The sequence below is a fragment of the Enterobacter sp. JS8-1 genome (assembly GCF_049187015.1).
GTDB lineage: Bacteria > Pseudomonadota > Gammaproteobacteria > Enterobacterales > Enterobacteriaceae > Enterobacter > Enterobacter mori.
The window spans coordinates 2,736,834-2,752,247 of record NZ_CP185805.1; the positions used below are offsets into that span (position 1 = coordinate 2,736,834).

General features: G+C 55.0%; 11 protein-coding genes and 1 pseudogene. 1 reads left to right on the plus strand and 11 read right to left on the minus strand.

The features are described 5' to 3' along the window. Positions 1 to 53: 53 nt before the first annotated feature. Positions 54 to 1,148 carry a redox-regulated ATPase YchF gene (gene ychF, locus ACOQH0_RS13030; RefSeq protein WP_010432886.1) on the plus strand — a complete coding sequence of 365 codons (1,095 nt, stop codon included), beginning with the start codon at positions 54 to 56 and terminating at the stop codon, positions 1,146 to 1,148. A 60-nt stretch (positions 1,149 to 1,208) separates the two neighbouring features. On the opposite strand, the gene ACOQH0_RS13035 is transcribed toward ychF, so the two are convergent. From ACOQH0_RS13035 to ACOQH0_RS13085, 11 genes and pseudogenes are all read right to left on the minus strand, one after another. After that, entirely contained in the window at positions 1,209 to 1,634 is a 426-nt protein-coding gene (locus ACOQH0_RS13035) for a hypothetical protein (RefSeq protein WP_023336006.1), read from the minus strand. Between the two features lie 14 nt (positions 1,635 to 1,648). Next, positions 1,649 to 6,013 carry an RHS repeat-associated core domain-containing protein gene (locus tag ACOQH0_RS13040; RefSeq protein ID WP_421510520.1) on the minus strand — a complete coding sequence of 1,455 codons (4,365 nt, stop codon included), beginning with the start codon at positions 6,011 to 6,013 and terminating at the stop codon, positions 1,649 to 1,651. A 3-nt stretch (positions 6,014 to 6,016) separates the two neighbouring features. Further along, entirely contained in the window at positions 6,017 to 6,457 is a 441-nt protein-coding gene (locus ACOQH0_RS13045) for a DcrB-related protein (RefSeq protein WP_421510521.1), read from the minus strand. Between the two features lie 75 nt (positions 6,458 to 6,532). Further along, positions 6,533 to 8,455, minus strand: coding sequence for a type VI secretion system Vgr family protein (locus ACOQH0_RS13050; RefSeq protein WP_421510523.1), 1,923 nt, complete (start codon positions 8,453 to 8,455; stop codon positions 6,533 to 6,535). A 242-nt stretch (positions 8,456 to 8,697) separates the two neighbouring features. Further along, on the minus strand, positions 8,698 to 9,135 hold the full coding sequence (locus ACOQH0_RS13055) for a hypothetical protein (RefSeq protein WP_421510525.1): 438 nt from the start codon (positions 9,133 to 9,135) through the stop codon (positions 8,698 to 8,700). A 138-nt stretch (positions 9,136 to 9,273) separates the two neighbouring features. Next, positions 9,274 to 10,377, minus strand: coding sequence for an ADP-ribosylarginine hydrolase Tri1 (tri1, locus tag ACOQH0_RS13060; protein WP_421510526.1), 1,104 nt, complete (start codon positions 10,375 to 10,377; stop codon positions 9,274 to 9,276). 48 nt (positions 10,378 to 10,425) lie between these two features. Further along, complete coding sequence (locus ACOQH0_RS13065) at positions 10,426 to 12,354, minus strand: type VI secretion system Vgr family protein (protein WP_421510528.1); 1,929 nt, start codon at positions 12,352 to 12,354, stop codon at positions 10,426 to 10,428. A 105-nt stretch (positions 12,355 to 12,459) separates the two neighbouring features. After that, positions 12,460 to 12,654: pseudogene (locus ACOQH0_RS13070) on the minus strand (ADP-ribosylglycohydrolase family protein); the annotation flags it as partial. A 45-nt stretch (positions 12,655 to 12,699) separates the two neighbouring features. Further along, positions 12,700 to 13,110 carry a hypothetical protein gene (locus ACOQH0_RS13075; protein WP_421510529.1) on the minus strand — a complete coding sequence of 137 codons (411 nt, stop codon included), beginning with the start codon at positions 13,108 to 13,110 and terminating at the stop codon, positions 12,700 to 12,702. 51 nt (positions 13,111 to 13,161) lie between these two features. Continuing rightward, complete coding sequence (locus ACOQH0_RS13080) at positions 13,162 to 13,923, minus strand: ankyrin repeat domain-containing protein (protein ID WP_420984651.1); 762 nt, start codon at positions 13,921 to 13,923, stop codon at positions 13,162 to 13,164. Next, a complete protein-coding gene (locus ACOQH0_RS13085; RefSeq protein WP_421510530.1) occupies positions 13,920 to 15,386 on the minus strand; it encodes a phospholipase in 1,467 nt (488 codons plus the stop codon). The genes ACOQH0_RS13080 and ACOQH0_RS13085 overlap by 4 nt, the downstream gene beginning before the upstream one ends. Positions 15,387 to 15,414 lie beyond the last annotated feature (28 nt).

The following is a 15,414-nucleotide window of genomic DNA, read 5'->3' on the forward strand; positions in this document are numbered from 1 at the left end:
TCAGTCGGTTATCGTTAACGGATTGATTATCAAGATATTAAGGTGATTTAGAAATGGGATTCAAATGCGGTATCGTCGGTCTGCCAAACGTGGGCAAATCCACCCTGTTTAACGCGCTTACCAAAGCGGGTATCGAAGCGGCGAACTTCCCGTTCTGTACCATCGAACCTAACACTGGCGTTGTGCCAATGCCGGATCCGCGTCTGGACCAGCTCGCGGAAATCGTGAAGCCGCAGCGCATTCTGCCGACCACCATGGAGTTCGTGGACATCGCGGGCCTGGTAAAAGGCGCATCTAAAGGTGAAGGTCTGGGCAACCAGTTCCTGACCAACATCCGTGAAACCGAAGCGATCGGTCACGTTGTGCGCTGCTTCGAGAACGACAACATTATCCACGTCAACAACAAAGTGGATCCGGCTGACGACATCGACGTCATTAACACCGAGCTGGCGCTTTCTGACCTCGACACCTGCGAACGCGCTATTCACCGCGTGCAGAAGAAAGCCAAAGGCGGCGACAAGGACGCGAAAGCGGAACTGGCTGCGCTGGAAAAATGTCTGCCACAGCTGGAAAACGCCGGCATGCTGCGCGCGCTGAAAAACCTGACTGAAGAAGACAAAGCGGCAATCAAATACCTGAGCTTCCTGACCCTGAAGCCAACCATGTACATCGCCAACGTCAATGAAGACGGTTTCGAGAACAACCCGTACCTCGACAAAGTACGTGAAATCGCAGCGGCTGAAGGTTCTGTGGTTGTTGCCGTGTGCGCTGCCGTTGAATCCGATATCGCCGAGCTGGACGATGCCGACCGTGAAGAGTTCATGGCCGAGCTGGGTCTGGAAGAGCCGGGCCTGAACCGCGTGATCCGCGCAGGCTATGAGCTGCTGAACCTGCAGACCTACTTCACCGCTGGCGTGAAGGAAGTGCGTGCGTGGACCATCCCTGTGGGTGCAACTGCGCCTCAGGCGGCTGGTAAAATCCATACCGACTTCGAGAAAGGCTTTATTCGTGCGCAGACCATCGCGTTTGAAGACTTCATCACCTATAAGGGTGAGCAAGGCGCGAAAGAAGCAGGCAAGATGCGTGCGGAAGGGAAAGATTATATCGTTAAAGATGGCGACGTAATGAACTTCCTGTTTAACGTCTGATTTGTTTTGAATGAAAAAAATCCACGCCAAGGCGTGGATTTTTTTCATAAATTACCGATTTTACGCCCTCTTGCGCAGATAGAACTCAAGGTATTTTTTAGGTCTATCCTGAAACGCACGCTCTTTGCCGTAGTTATAAGCATCGTTGAAATATTTATACGCTTCATCGAATTGATTCAACTCGTAACAGACCATGCCGAGGTCGATTGATGGTGCAGTGTCTATATCCGATCCACGTGTGCGCAACGTCGTCTCTCCCCATTTCTTCGCCTCATCGTAATCGGCGAGATCAAAATATGCGCTGTACATGCACGCAGAGATCCAGTTGGCAAGTTCCCATTCAAGCTTTGGTTCAGGGAGAGCTTGCCATGCTTTTTGGTATTGCTCTAAAGCCTCGGCGTATTTTTTGTCATCGTGAAACTCGTTTCCTTTTTCAACAAAGGAGTTAATTTCGGATTCAATTTTTGGGTCTTCAAGATCTTTCATGGAACAATGCTCCTTCATTGGAAATATTGGGATTTTTCCTGTGGGCCAATAAAATCAGCGGAATCTTTATATCTATCAGGTAGCAGCGCTCCCTGAGACCGATTGTGACCATAATATTCAAGCTCATAATTTCTGGAATCTCTCATAAAGGCTCTGACCTCACGAGATTTAGGACCATAGTAGCCACCCTTCTGATTCCAGTATTTAACTGCATCTGTTAAATGAGCCATGTCCGCATCCTGAATACGGTACCATTTACCATCAGTTGAGCTTTTAAATTGCATCCTATCGCCCGTACCACGAATACGTCCTTCTCCTCGCATTCGTGCGATTACTTCACGTCCAGTTTTACTATTTTTTCCCGGGGTTCTTCCCATAAATTTTTTACGGCAACTCAACCCCCACGGATCCACCCACCCCAGCGCATTCGGCGCATATTGGTAAAGGTTTATCCCCCCCGCCAGCCCTATCGGGTCCTGCTGCGTAAACCGTCCGCAGTCCGGGTCGTAATACCGGAACAGATTGTAGTGCAGCCCTGTCTCACGGTCCAGGTATTGCCCCTGCATGCGCAGGTTCTGGGAATATCCTGATGCCCGCGTCTCGCTTTCCCGCAGCAGCTTGCCCCAGGCGCTGTTGACCCCTTCCCAGCGCACCTGCCCTTCGATATCCGTCATCCGCTCCGGCGTTCCGTTCGGCTGACAGTGGAACCAGAAGATCTCCGGGGCATCAACGCCATCGATACGGGCCAGCGGGTCGTAGCTGTCCTGATCGCTGTAGACGTAGGTCAGAGGCACATCCCCGTGCATTTCCTGCAGCAGGCGGAACCCTTCCCAGACAAACCGGGTAGTGACCGGCTTGCCGACTGGCTGACCGCCCAGCATCTGCTGGCGCGTTTTGCTGATGCGTCGCCCGAGCGGATCGTAGCGGAAGCTGACCTGCGTCTGCGGCCTGTTGCGGTCCCGCGGCTGGCTGATAACCTCCGTCAGGCGATGTTCGCCGTCGTACCGGTAGTGCCAGCGCGTCTGGCCATTATTTTTCTCCACGGTGCGGCCGTGGATGTCATAACGCCAGCAAATGCCGTTCAGCTGCGTCAGGCGGTTGTGCGCGATCTTCTCAGCAGAGCCTTCGAGCGGGTTACCGGCAGCATCCCAGCGCCACTGCTCCTGGCCGGGCAGCGTACCGTCCTGAACGAGCAGACGCCCGGCGCTGTCGTACTGCCAGCGGTACCAGCTGAACGGGTTATCGTCCCGCTCTTCCCGCACCAGGTTATTGCGGTAATCGTAATCCCAGCGGCGGGACCACCGGCGCGGCGACGGGCGCTGGGCATTGCCGGTAAAGACGTCCCGGCGATGCAGTCGCCCAAGACGATCGTATTCGCTGCGGGTGGTCAGCAGCCCCTGCGTGCGGCTGGTCTCCCGGTGGAGTTCGTCACGGGTAAAGTCGGATACCGACAGCTTATCGAGAGCAATGCTGAGCAGATGCCCGCTGCCGTAGTAGAACTGTTTTAACTCGCGGCCATCCGGAAGCGTAACGGAGGTGCGATTGCCTAGGGCGTCGTACTCCCACGCCAGCTCACCGTGTTCGCCCGCTTCGCGCGTGACGCGACCGAGCGCATCATATTCAAAGGCAAGCTCCTGCTCTGCCTCGGTGCTCCAGGCGTCTGCTGAAAGCGCAGGATGCAGCCCAATCCGGCTCAGCAGCCCTGACGAGGTGTAGTGGTAGCGGGTCTGGCCTTCCGGCGTGGTGCGGGCGACCAACTGGCCGCTCGCGCTCCAGGCAAAGGCGTGGGTAATGGCTTCTGGATGACCGGCGGCAAAGGTACGCGCTATCGTGCGCCCGCAGGCGTCGTAGCGATACTGTGAGGCCACGCCATCGAGCCCTACCTCTTCCAGCAGCAGCGAGTCTGCACCCCAGCGGAACTGATACGCTTCACCGTTTTCGTTTTCAAGGGCAATCAGACGCCCCCGGCTGTCCCAGCGGCGACGGACCTCTTCACCCTGAGAATTTCGCGTGGCGGTTAAGCGCCCGGCCTCATCGTATCTAAACTCACTTTCTTTACCATCAGCGCCAGCATGCTTCACCGGCAGGCCGCATTCGTTCCATTTGAGCGACTCCGTCCAGCCTTCCGGGCGATCGAGCTGTACCGGGCGCCCTGCAGCGTCGTAGCGGTAGCTCGTCTCTTCACCGTCAGCCCCAGTCTCGGTCACCAGCCAGCCCAGCGGATGATAGTGATACCGGGTCGTGCGGCCAGAGCAGTCCGTCGCGCGTACCAGCTGTCCCGCCTCGTTGTACTCCTGGTAGCGGCTGTTGCCGGCGGCATCGACCTCCTCAACGACCTGACCAAACTCGTCCCGGCGCAGCAGCGTCGTCTGCCCCATCGGGTCCACCACGCGCTTCAGGCCGTGATGTTCGTCGTACCAGAAACGGGTAGCGCTGCCGTCGGCTTCAACGATGGCTGACGGCAGCGCGCGGTGCTCAAGCCAGGCGGTAGTGCGGGCATTGCCGTCGGCATCGATCTCCTCCACCCGGTTGCCCATCTCGTCGTAAACGAAGGTAACGGCGTTCCCGAGCGGATCGATGCGGCGAGTCAGAAGCTCGTTGTCATCCCACTCGTAACGCCAGTTTTCACCGCGCTCGTCTACAAAGCGGACGATCAGGCTCTGCGCATTCCAGTAGTGCTGACGCGTCTGACCATCATAGTGCTCGACGGTCGTTAGCCCGGCGGCTAAATCATAGGTAAAGCGGCAGCCGTGGCCGGTGCTGGTGCGGTTTTCCACCACGCGCCAGTGATCAAATTTTTTCCAGCGGTATTCGCTCTCCAGACCGCCCGGCATCCGGTGCCAGACCATCAGGCCGTGGTCGTTATAGCGGTATTCGCGGGTGACGACGCCAGAGGCATCCGTCGCGCTTGTCAGCTGTCCGCGCGCATCGTAGCCCCACTGCATCAGCGGCCAGGTACGGTTGCCGTCGAAATGGCTGGCAGCGGTCACGCGCTGCGGGAATCTTTCGTCCTCATAGCGCAGGGTGACGTCTATCGCCCGCGGCTCATCGTGAAGACCAACCAGCCTGCCGTGCTCGTCCCACTCCGTCAGCAGCGCGTTGCCGTATTCATCACTCAGGGAGGCCAGACGCAGGATTAAGGGGTTCGCCCGGGTCGGTTTGTACAGACGCCACACCGCGCCGTCATCGTCAGCAATCGCCACGTCGCCGCTCTCATTGCGGCGGATAATAATGCCTTCGCTGATGCTGTAAAACGCCCGGTCAACAGGGGGCAGTTCAAAGCTCAGCTCGCGTCCGGTTTCGTCGAACCAGGTGGCGTTGTTTTCTTCCAGCGTCAGATAGCTGTCAAAGGCGGTAGCCCAGCCCAGGCCAAACAGCCCTTCGCGGGTGGTCAGGCTGTTGTAGCTGCGCTGCCAGCGAAGCGGGAAGCGCCCCGGCAGCGAGAAATCAAGCTCGTCATCGTCATTCAGCACCTTCACGCCGGTGGCGGCGTGAACCGGGTGCGAGGAGCCAAACACGGCATTGACGGCCATATCGGCCAGCATCCCGCCGCCCGCCGCCGCCAGTGCGCAGGGCATGTTTTTCAAAATCTTGCCCGGACGGCCGCGGAGCAGGGAGAGCGCAATCATCCCCAGCGCCAGACCCGGCGTTTTGCCGCTTTTGATATCGCGAACCGTGAGCGTGTCGCCGCCGATAATCACGTTCGGGGAGACGTCATCGGAAACGGTCCCTTCGCAGGTGGTGCGATCTTTCGCACGCACCGCAGGCTGGCCGTTGATGAAGACGCTTTTCGAGCCTTCCGCCAGATACTGCGGTCCGGAGTGCTTTTCACACGCCACCTTGTCTTCTTCCAGCGGTGAGGTGCCCGCGGCGGCAGACGCCACGCTCGGCTGCCACATTTCGCTACCAAACTGTCCGGCAGCGGAAAGCAGCATGCCCGCGTAATCGGCAAAGCTGCCCGGAGACTGCGGCTCAGGTGAAGGGGTATCTGCTGGCGTCAGCGTTCCGGCCGCGCGTGCGGCGGGGATCGCATTCGTCAGAACGTTATTCGAACCCGTTGTGATTTTCCCCGCAGGCGACGGCGGGAAAAGCGCGTTGCCTAACCCTTCGGCGGCGTTGCTGATATCGTCTGTGATCCCCGCCACGTTTGCCAGCACGCCGCCAATGATGCCACTTAACAGACAACTGGAGCCAATCGCCGCCACGCCTGCGGCTGCCGCCCCTGCCCCCAGCAATGGCGCTGCCACGGTAGCTGCGGCACCCACCGCCGCACCGATCACCGCATAAGCGGCACCTTCCGCCACAATGCTGGTGATGTCAGCAAAAATGCTGGAGTGAATAATCTCGTCGCCCTTACGGGCCGCGTTGTTGTCGCTCATGCCTTACACATTCCGGTTGTCGTTTAGCGTCAGGCTCTGCTTAAGCGCGCTCCAGCGCACCTCGTCCTCTTCAGTAAATGCTCTGAGCGCTGAGAGGGTAAAAATCATCAACACCGGTTTGCCCGGCGTCTGCACGGCCAGCTGTTTTTGCCACAGGCGCTGGCCGTTATGGTCAAAGTTGGTTTCAACTTCCAGACCGCTGATGTTGCCGTTAGGCCCGGCTTTCACACCCTGGAACTCGCTCTGAACGACCTCGCCCATCTGAGGGCGCATCACGTCCCACTGGCGGTGGAACTCTTTCTCATAATCGCTGCCATCCGGGATAACGCCGCGGCTGACCACGACGGACAGCCCGCTTTCGTCATCGCGAATAATATTCATGCTGTTATCCTGCCAGGCCGCAGGGAAAAGGGAAAACGAACCTTCCTGGAGGGTATATTTCATTGGTGAATCCGCGTCTAAGAATGCTGAAGAATTTTAAGGACCGTTATGGACAACGTGGTGGCAGACAGAAAGCGGTTATTCTTTCGGCGGCGTGAATTTCGCCTGCACCGCCGCATCAATATCCCCTTTATGCCCCGCGCCCGGCGCCGTGGTGCCCGGTTTTGTGCCTGAGGTATTCAGGTGCAGCTTTCCGCCCGTCGTGATATGACCATCCCCTTCAACAAAGAAGTTAAACTCTTTGCCGATCAGGCTAATTTTGCCGTTCGCGTTAAGCTCAATGGCGCTCTCGCCGGAGACAAGTCTCAGCTTTGTTCCGGAAGCGATAACGTACTGCTCCACCGCCGCATCCAGCTTGCCTTTCCCCGTCAGGATCTCGGTTCCACCTTTCACCGCCTGGATCTGATTAGCCTCCACGCGATGCAGCTCGTTTTTCTTAACGTAATGGCTGCGCTCGCCACCGACGCTGTGCGTTTCATCATTCTTAACGCTGGTGTCCATGTTGCGCTCGGCCTGGATCCACACCTGCTCTGCACCTGCCTTGTCCTCAAAGCGCAGCGCGTTGGCGTTGTCGACCGAGCCGTCTTTCGTGCGGCTCATAAAGCCCATCTGCGTCGCCGCTGCCGGCAGCGCCCACGGCGGCATGCTGGCTTCGTTATACACGCGCCCGGTGATAATCGGCCTGTCAGGATCGCCGTTGATAAAGTCCACCACCACCTCATCGCCCACGCGCGGAATTTGCACCCCGCCGTAGCCCTGGCCGGCCCACGCGCTCGACACGCGCACCCAGCAGGAGCTGGTGTCATCGCCCTTCGCCAGACGGTCCCAGTGGAACTTCACCTTCACGCGACCGTATTTGTCCGTCCAGATGCTCTCCCCCTGCGGCCCCACGACCTTCGCCGTCTGCGGGCCGTAGGTGCGCGGCCACGCCGTGCTCTGCGCCGGGCGGTACGACACCGACGCCGGGATGACCGTGAAATCGGTGCGGTGAATGGTTTCACCCTCGCCGCTGGCGTAGCGGTTCTCCTCGAAGTGGTATCCGGCCGCCGTCACCAGATACTCGCCGTTATCGCTGAAGAACGGCGCGTTAGTCAGGGTGAAGATGTGGCCCGGCGCAATGCCCGCCGCCGTGGCCGTGGCCTGAATCTGCTGATGCTCCACCTGCCAGCGCTCCTGGCGAATGCGAGCGTAGAACTCCGCATGCCCGGTCTCGACAAAGCGGCCCGGCCAGTCGTAGACGTCAATGCTGCCCGGCTTCGGCGACGCCGGGTTCTGCTGAGCCTGGAACAACCACGCGTTCGGCTTGCGGAAATCATAGTCGTCGAGGCTGTAAATACCCGGCGTCACGCTGTCCTCCAGCGCCCACTGGCCGATGCCCTCTTCGTCGGTACTGCCGCCGGACGGCGTCTGGTGGTACGGAATCACCTCATAGCCGCTGAACGGCTGATGCTGCGTGGCGGCATCAGTCAGCACCAGGGTGTGTTTATCAGCCTCGTGGCTGAAGTGATAGGCAATCCCCTCCAGCTCCATCAGACGGCTGATGAAGTCAAGGCTCGACTCCTGATACTGCACGCAGTAGTCCCATACGCGGTAGCTGCCGGTGAGCTTGTCCTCCACGTTGACCTGATGCTCGCCCAGCAGGGTTTTCACAATCTGCGGCACCGTCTGCCCCTGGAAGATACGCAGGTTGCGGTCGCGCTTCATCGGCCACAGGTCCGGCTCCACCGTCAGCTGGTACACCGCGTAGCGGGTGCCCGTCAGCTCAACGGCGCTCACCGCCACGCGCGTGACTTTGCCGTTAATATAGCGGGAGGTGAGCAGGTTCTGCGTCGGGATGGTCACCGTGACCGGCTGACCGAGCAATTTGCTGCGGTCGATGCGCGCATCCGTGCCGAGCAGGGTCAGCGTCAGGGCGAACGACTCGGACATCGCCTCGCGGCCAGAGAGTTTCCAGAAGAGCAGCCCCTCGACCGGGAGCTGAACGGTAATTCGGTTGAGCATAATCGTTATTCCACTATGGGCTAATCTCAGTGCCAAAAGTTAACTCATCGTCAATACGCAATGCGGAAACGCTGTTGATGTGATAATGAGTAGCTGTAAGATTGACTTCCCTTGCCACAAAAATAAAACCACCTTCCCAGTGGCTTTATTTGAGTGGTCTTACATGAATACCGTGAGGTCACTCTTTTCCAAAATGAAAAGGAGAAATGTTGATGCACATTATACAATCTCAATCATTGTGCTTACTTAAGCCATAAACCTGAAAACATAAGGACACCTCCCAGAGAAATTAAGCTTTTAGCAACAATAAGTAAGCCAGGAGAGACAACACGTGACACAGATGATATTTTTTCATAATTCTCCGCGCCATACCTTTTGTGCCCCTTCATAATCCCGGAAAAAATCGTGCATAGCAGCACGACAGTGAACTTTAATCCCCATACGCACAGAAAAGACATAGAAAGCATAATCGAATATTGTTTGGCCGTTGCAAGTGAAAATAATAACATTGACTGAGCAAGCCACTTCAACAAAAATCCAATAACCACAGTCGACAGCAACAACAGAACGAACATCCCCCCTGTCAGGATCCACTGTTTTTTATTAAACAAATCCTTTCCATTCCAGACAAGTGCTAGCGTCCAAACCATAAAAAGAATAAAGAAAAACCAGCGCACCATAACATTCCTTATTTATTTTAGTTTTCCTATCCCCTTCTCTTTCGAAGAGGAGGTTACGTTAGCTACGCCATATATCCATATAAGCAGACAAAAATCAGAAGGGGCAATAAAAATAAGAATGAGTGAAGAAACAATATGTTATTGTATGAAAGTACCCTCAGGAGCCCTGTCAAATAATTCACCTGCAATTTTGGTGATACGCTCGTGTTGTACAAGTTTGTTTCTCCACTCCAGCGGAATACCGGAATAACCATACAACGCGCCTGCTATTTGTCCCGCCGTCGCCGCGACGCTATCCGCATCATCGGCAAGATTGGCTGCCAGTAGAATGGCATCACGGAAATTATTAGTATTCCATACGGACCACATTGCAGCCTCAAGTGTGTCGATAACATAACCACTTGAACGTATCTGGTCGCGTGTTTTTTGCTTATACTCACCGGCGTTGACGATCATGACACGCGGCTGCAGCGGCATGATGTGTGGTGCAAAAGTAAACTCTTTATTGTGACCGTTAATCATAAGCACAAGTAGATAACTTAAATACTGTGCGCTATTTATTGCTTCAGCGGCACCATGTGTTGCAATACTCTGTTTTTTAGCTTCGTAGAATGCTTTTTTCATTGAATTTCTAAAAAAAATAGAAACCGGTGCCTGTCTAATAATAGAAGCATTGCCTGCGGATTCGGGGGCAGTATCAGCGTTCCAGCCAGCCCCAAACTTGGTATATTGCTCCAAAGCATAACGTGTCACATTGCCTATATCAAAGCAGACACCATTAGAACTATTATAACCATGCTGATACCAATCCAGAAGTTTACTCCGGAAGCAGGTTGTATCAGCATCACCTTTTTCAAGAAGCGTTTCAGCGAGACATAATGCCATGGATGTATCATCCGTCCATTCACCTGCGTGAAGTCGAAATGGCCCACCACCTTCCATATCATTCACATGGGCAACGTCGCGAGGTAAAAACTCGAGCGTAGTACCAACAGCATCTCCTACTGCAAGGCCAATAAGCGCACCTATTGCACGATCCCGTGAATGTTCAGATGGAATATGACAAGACGGTGTTGAATCCCACGTTTTTTCTGTATAACTCTTCAGGAATGAATCTAATGATTTATTATCATAATTATATTGCATCCTCTGCTGGGTAGAGGGATCGCTAGCGGGTAAGTAATTACGATATTTATCGACATATTTCAATATCGTATTGAAATCAGAATGTAGATCGATCATGATAATTCCTTTCGCGCTAGCTAAAAATATTAATCATTCTAATTCAGTTTACTTATTGGCATTGAAAACGAAAAAGCCATCCACTTCCTGCTGGATTGCCGTCTGGTGGGATGCCCCAGGAGGATTGATAGCATTGCTTCCACCAGCAGGATTCAAATGCAGTTCACCGCCAAGCGTGTTTATTTGCGCATTCTGCTTAGCAGTAAAGTTGAAGTTATTGCCAATGATATTAACGCTTCCATCTTTCGATAATTCAATGGCGCTTTCACCGCACTCCAGCCTCAGCGTATTACCCGCCGAAAGTATATAATCGTTAACCACTTTGTCACTGCGACTGTTACCCGTCAGGCAAACGACGTCCCCTTTAACGCCCGCTTTCTGATTTTTTACAACCCGTAAGGTTTCATCTTCTCCCACATATTGGGTTCGATTCTTTTCAGTCGAATGGGATTCATCATTTTTGACGTTGATATCCAGATTGCGTTCGGCCTGGAGCCACACCTGCTCGCCTCCCGCCTTATCCTCAAAGCGCAGGGCGTTCGCATTGTCGACGGAACCGTCTTTAGTGCGGCTCATAAAGCCCATCTGCGTCGCTGCCGCTGGCAGCGCCCACGGCGGCATGCTGGCTTCGTTATACACGCGCCCGGTGATAATCGGCCTGTCAGGATCGCCGTTGATAAAGTCCACCACCACCTCATCGCCCACGCGCGGGATCTGCACCCCGCCGTAGCCCTGGCCGGCCCACGCGCTCGACACGCGCACCCAGCAGGAGCTGGTGTCATCGCCCTTCGCCAGACGGTCCCAGTGGAACTTCACCTTCACGCGACCGTATTTGTCCGTCCAGATGCTCTCCCCCTGCGGCCCCACGACCTTCGCCGTCTGCGGGCCGTAGGTGCGCGGCCACGCCGTGCTCTGCGCCGGGCGATAAGAGACCGACGCCGGGATGACTGTGAAATCAGTCCGGTGAATGGTTTCACCCTCGCCGCTGGCGTAGCGGTTCTCCTCGAAGTGGTATCCGGCCGCCGTCACCAGATACTGGCCGTTATCGCTGAAGAACGGCGCGTTAGTCAGCGTGAAGATGTGGCCCGGCGCAATGCCCGCCGCCGTGGCGGTGGCCTGAATCTGCTGGTGCTCCACCTGCCAGCGCTCCTGGCGAATGCGGGCGTAGAACTCCGCATGCCCGGTCTCGACAAAGCGGCCCGGCCAGTCGTACACGTCAATGCTGCCCGGTTTCGGCGATGCCGGGTTCTGTTGGGCCTGGAACAGCCACGCGTTCGGCTTGCGGAAGTCGTAGTCGTCGAGGCTGTAAATGCCCGGCGTCACGCTGTCCTCGAGCGCCCACTGGCCGATGCCCTCTTCGTCGGTACTGCCGCCGGACGGTGTCTGGTGATACGGAATCACCTCGTAGCCGCTGAACGGCTGGTGCTGGGTGGCGGCGTCGGTGAGCACCAGGATGTGCTTGTCGGCCTCGTGGCTGAAGTGATAGGCAATCCCCTCCAGCTCCATCAGACGGCTGATGAAGTCCAGGCTCGACTCCTGATACTGCACGCAGTAGTCCCATACGCGGTAGCTGCCGGTGAGCTTGTCCTCCACGTTGACCTGATGCTCACTCAGCAGGGTTTTCACTATCTGCGGCACCGTCTGCCCCTGGAAGATACGCAGGTTGCGGTCGCGCTTCATCGGCCACAGGTCCGGCTCCACCGTCAGCTGGTACACCGCGTAGCGGGTGCCCGTCAGCTCAACGGCGCTCACCGCCACGCGCGTGACTTTGCCGTTAATATAGCGGGAGGTAAGCAGGTTCTGCGTCGGGATGGTCACTGTGACCGGCTGACCGAGCAATTTGCTGCGGTCGATGCGCGCATCCGTGCCGAGCAGGGTCAGCGTCAGGGCGAACGACTCGGACATCGCCTCGCGGCCGGAGAGTTTCCAGAAGAGCAGCCCCTCGACCGGGAGCTGAACGGTAATTCGGTTAAGCATAATCTGTATTCCGTAATGGTTTATGCTGAAAACGTGTTTGAACGTAAAGCTAATTTTGACAAAGTGGTTTTGGATATGCGCCGGTGCTCTTATGCGTCAGAAACGTTAAAGAAAGTTATCCTCAGGTGCACTGTGAAATAGCTCCCCTGCCATGCTGACGAGACGTTCGTGTTGGACCAGTTTATCTTTCCACTTCTGCGGAATACCTGAATAGCCATATAACGCACCGGCCAGTTGACCTGCCGTTGCCGCAACGCTGTCGGCATCATCCGCCAGATTGGCGGCAAGAAGGATCGCATCACATCAATATGCCTTTAAACCTCAACAAGAGAATCCCTTAATTAATTATTCGGGAGAGGCCACCTTTTCGTATTTATAAACCCACAGCGAGTAAATTTTGAGACACTCCGACACACCAAACAAAACACTGCTCAACCAGACGCTCGCTTCACCCGCGACAGCCAAAAACAGGGGGAAAAGTGCAACAGAGCACCGGAAGGAGACTAGGCGCAAAACTTCCTGACAAAGCGCCAGTTTGCTTGCGAAGGGCCTCCTGGTAATAAAGCACCATGCAGAGGCAAAAAATGACAGTAACAATACGAAATCGAGACAAAAGAATAAGATAAGTAGAGCGCTATATCCGCCAGCAGAAAGCGTGTTCACTGCTGTACTAAAGGAGAGCATATCGGCAATAAAGGGGATCCTGTCATGGCGCGCGGATTGAGCACAGTAAAGCACGACAGCCAGCGCATCCATGCATCCCCAGAAAATGAAAACCTTATCTCTGGCTTTCATGGATGCTAATAATTACCTAACAGGCTCAGGTGGCCATTTACCACCTTTCTGGATGAGCTTCTCTTTAATTTCGTTTAATTTCTCGTAGTGCTCGCTGCCTTTTTCAAGCCCACTCAGTGCATCCGCAAGCGCGTTGCTCATTGACCAGCCATTTTTTGCCTTAATTGACGGATCCGCTCCACGATCGAGCAACAATAAAACATGATCGTATGACTGATTATCCAGCGCGTCGAATACCAGCGTTTTGCCTAATGAATTGGTTGCATTGACGTCAGCACCGCGATCGAGCATCGCTTCCAGCGTCTGTGTATTTTTCGCTTTAATCGACTGGAAGATTATCGGCTCGTGGAAAACCTTATCTTTCACATCGGGTGACAGGCCACCGTCCAGCATCGCGTTAATCCAGTCTGCACTGTCCCCTTTCAGAGCGAATTCTGCTGGGCTGCTTTTCCCTTGTGGGCGAGGCTGTAGCGGATCCGCACCGGCCTCAACAAGCAAAGTGATGACCTTCAAATGGGGAGATGTTTTTTTATCATTAATTGCGTTGCCAAGCGCCCAGAAAAGGAGCGTCATATCCTCCTTTCCGGGCTGGTTAAGGTTGCTATCGGGTGCAAGCGTCTTCACCACGTCGACATTGCCTTCTTCAATCGCTCTCGCCAGTTCAAGCTGCTGACCGTTGAAGTAATCCTGTGGATTGAGTTCCATATCCTGCTTACACCCCTGAATCATGATTAAAAAACATAACGCTACAAAAGCCATCAACCGTTTTTTCACAACCGACTCCCGATTATCGAAATATCTTCATCCTTTTGCTGCTCAATGCAATTTATCGCCTGATCAATACCATGCCGGTCGAGCGCACTTCCGGTCCCACCGGGAAGATCGTGGGCGATACCCGCAGCATTCGGGCTCAGCGCAGAAATTTCCTCTTTGAGAATTAAAGACGGGACATGCCCCTTCACCGTTTTCAGATCCTCCCAAAGATTAACTTCCTGAATCTTCGTCAGAAGTTCTCCGTTAACCCGATACGCCTGAATATTCTCCGTGCTGCCCAGGATTTTACCGCCATATTTTTCTACCGTTCCGGCGTTAAGCCCTGCGGCATTAAATGTCCATCCCGCTTTACCACTTCCCATTGAGGCTGCAGACGCGAGCCCGCCTCCCAGCGAGTGTCCGGCAATATCAATATTCTGGCCTGACCTTGCCAGTTCCTTACTAATACTCACGGCTTTTTTATAATAATCAGATGCCATTCCCATGCCCTGGGAGAAGTTATTAGACCAGTCTGCACCGTTTTTAACGGGTGCCAGCTCCCCTTTAGTGAGCAACGAGGTAACATTATCAGACAGCGACGCAAAACCCGGCTCCCTCGATCCCCGGAATACCACCGTGGGATTCATATCACTCCCAAACACATCCGGTTTAGGCTGATAGACGCGAGCAAGAAAATTGGGAGAGGTGTCATCATCGAAGAGCATCGATTTATTCAGGCCAAACTTGCCCAGAAGCGCATCATCATTACTAATATCCGTCCACCCCTCCGGCACGCCCGGCGTTGTTTCCAGCGGGTTTACGGTCTTATAAACATTTTCCGCAAGCTTCGCTTTCTCCACGGCAATGTTATTCGCCGCTAGCCGTTTAGCCGCGATCTGCGCATCCGGGTAGAGACTGTTGCTGCCCTTCGCAATCAGGTCCTTACGGGCCTGCCAGCGTTCGGCTTTGGTCATATTCTGCAGCTGCGCCGCGTAGGTTTTACCGTCTTTGCCCGGCGTCGGCTGGTCAGGCACCTGCGCCGCTTTGGATTTCACCACCTGCGTTGGCAGCTCCGTTGGCGCAGGGCGGGAACCATAGGTGCGCACCATCGTTTCGTAACGATCGACGATAGTGCTTACCGGGTACCAGCTCAGCCCGGTAAGCGAGGCGGCCTGCAGCCGCCCCTGTGCATTGATGTAAAAGATTTCCGTTACCGATGACCAGCTGCGAAAACTTTCGTCAATCGCAACGATTCTGCCCATATCAAGATCCTGCGCAATCAGCTTGCGCGTATCGCGACCGGACTGATAGGGATTCGCACCGGTGATGGTTCGCAGCAAATCGTAGCGCGTGAACAGCGAGCGCAGCGAATTGTCGGGAACCGACATAATCCACTGCCCGGCGACGGACGGGCGGATAATTTTCGCAAAAAGCGCTGGCGAGACGTTCTCGCTGAAAAGATAGACAAACTTAATGTTATACATTCGTTCCGTCCTGTTCCCTGTCCCCGCC

Excerpts from the sequence above, each read along its gene's own strand:
- ACOQH0_RS13050 (WP_421510523.1), bottom strand. The coding sequence starts at position 8,455 with ATGCTCAACCGAATTACCGTTCAGCTCCCGGTCGAGGGGCTGCTCTTC.
- ACOQH0_RS13040 (WP_421510520.1), bottom strand. The coding sequence starts at position 6,013 with ATGAGCGACAACAACGCGGCCCGTAAGGGCGACGAGATTATTCACTCC.
- ACOQH0_RS13065 (WP_421510528.1), bottom strand. The coding sequence starts at position 12,354 with ATGCTTAACCGAATTACCGTTCAGCTCCCGGTCGAGGGGCTGCTCTTC.
- ACOQH0_RS13075 (WP_421510529.1), bottom strand. The coding sequence starts at position 13,110 with ATGGATGCGCTGGCTGTCGTGCTTTACTGTGCTCAATCCGCGCGCCAT.
- ACOQH0_RS13085 (WP_421510530.1), bottom strand. The coding sequence starts at position 15,386 with ATGTATAACATTAAGTTTGTCTATCTTTTCAGCGAGAACGTCTCGCCA.
- ACOQH0_RS13055 (WP_421510525.1), bottom strand. The coding sequence starts at position 9,135 with ATGGTGCGCTGGTTTTTCTTTATTCTTTTTATGGTTTGGACGCTAGCA.
- tri1 (WP_421510526.1), bottom strand. The coding sequence starts at position 10,377 with ATGATCGATCTACATTCTGATTTCAATACGATATTGAAATATGTCGAT.
- ychF (WP_010432886.1), top strand. The coding sequence starts at position 54 with ATGGGATTCAAATGCGGTATCGTCGGTCTGCCAAACGTGGGCAAATCC.
- ACOQH0_RS13045 (WP_421510521.1), bottom strand. The coding sequence starts at position 6,457 with ATGAAATATACCCTCCAGGAAGGTTCGTTTTCCCTTTTCCCTGCGGCC.
- ACOQH0_RS13035 (WP_023336006.1), bottom strand. The coding sequence starts at position 1,634 with ATGAAAGATCTTGAAGACCCAAAAATTGAATCCGAAATTAACTCCTTT.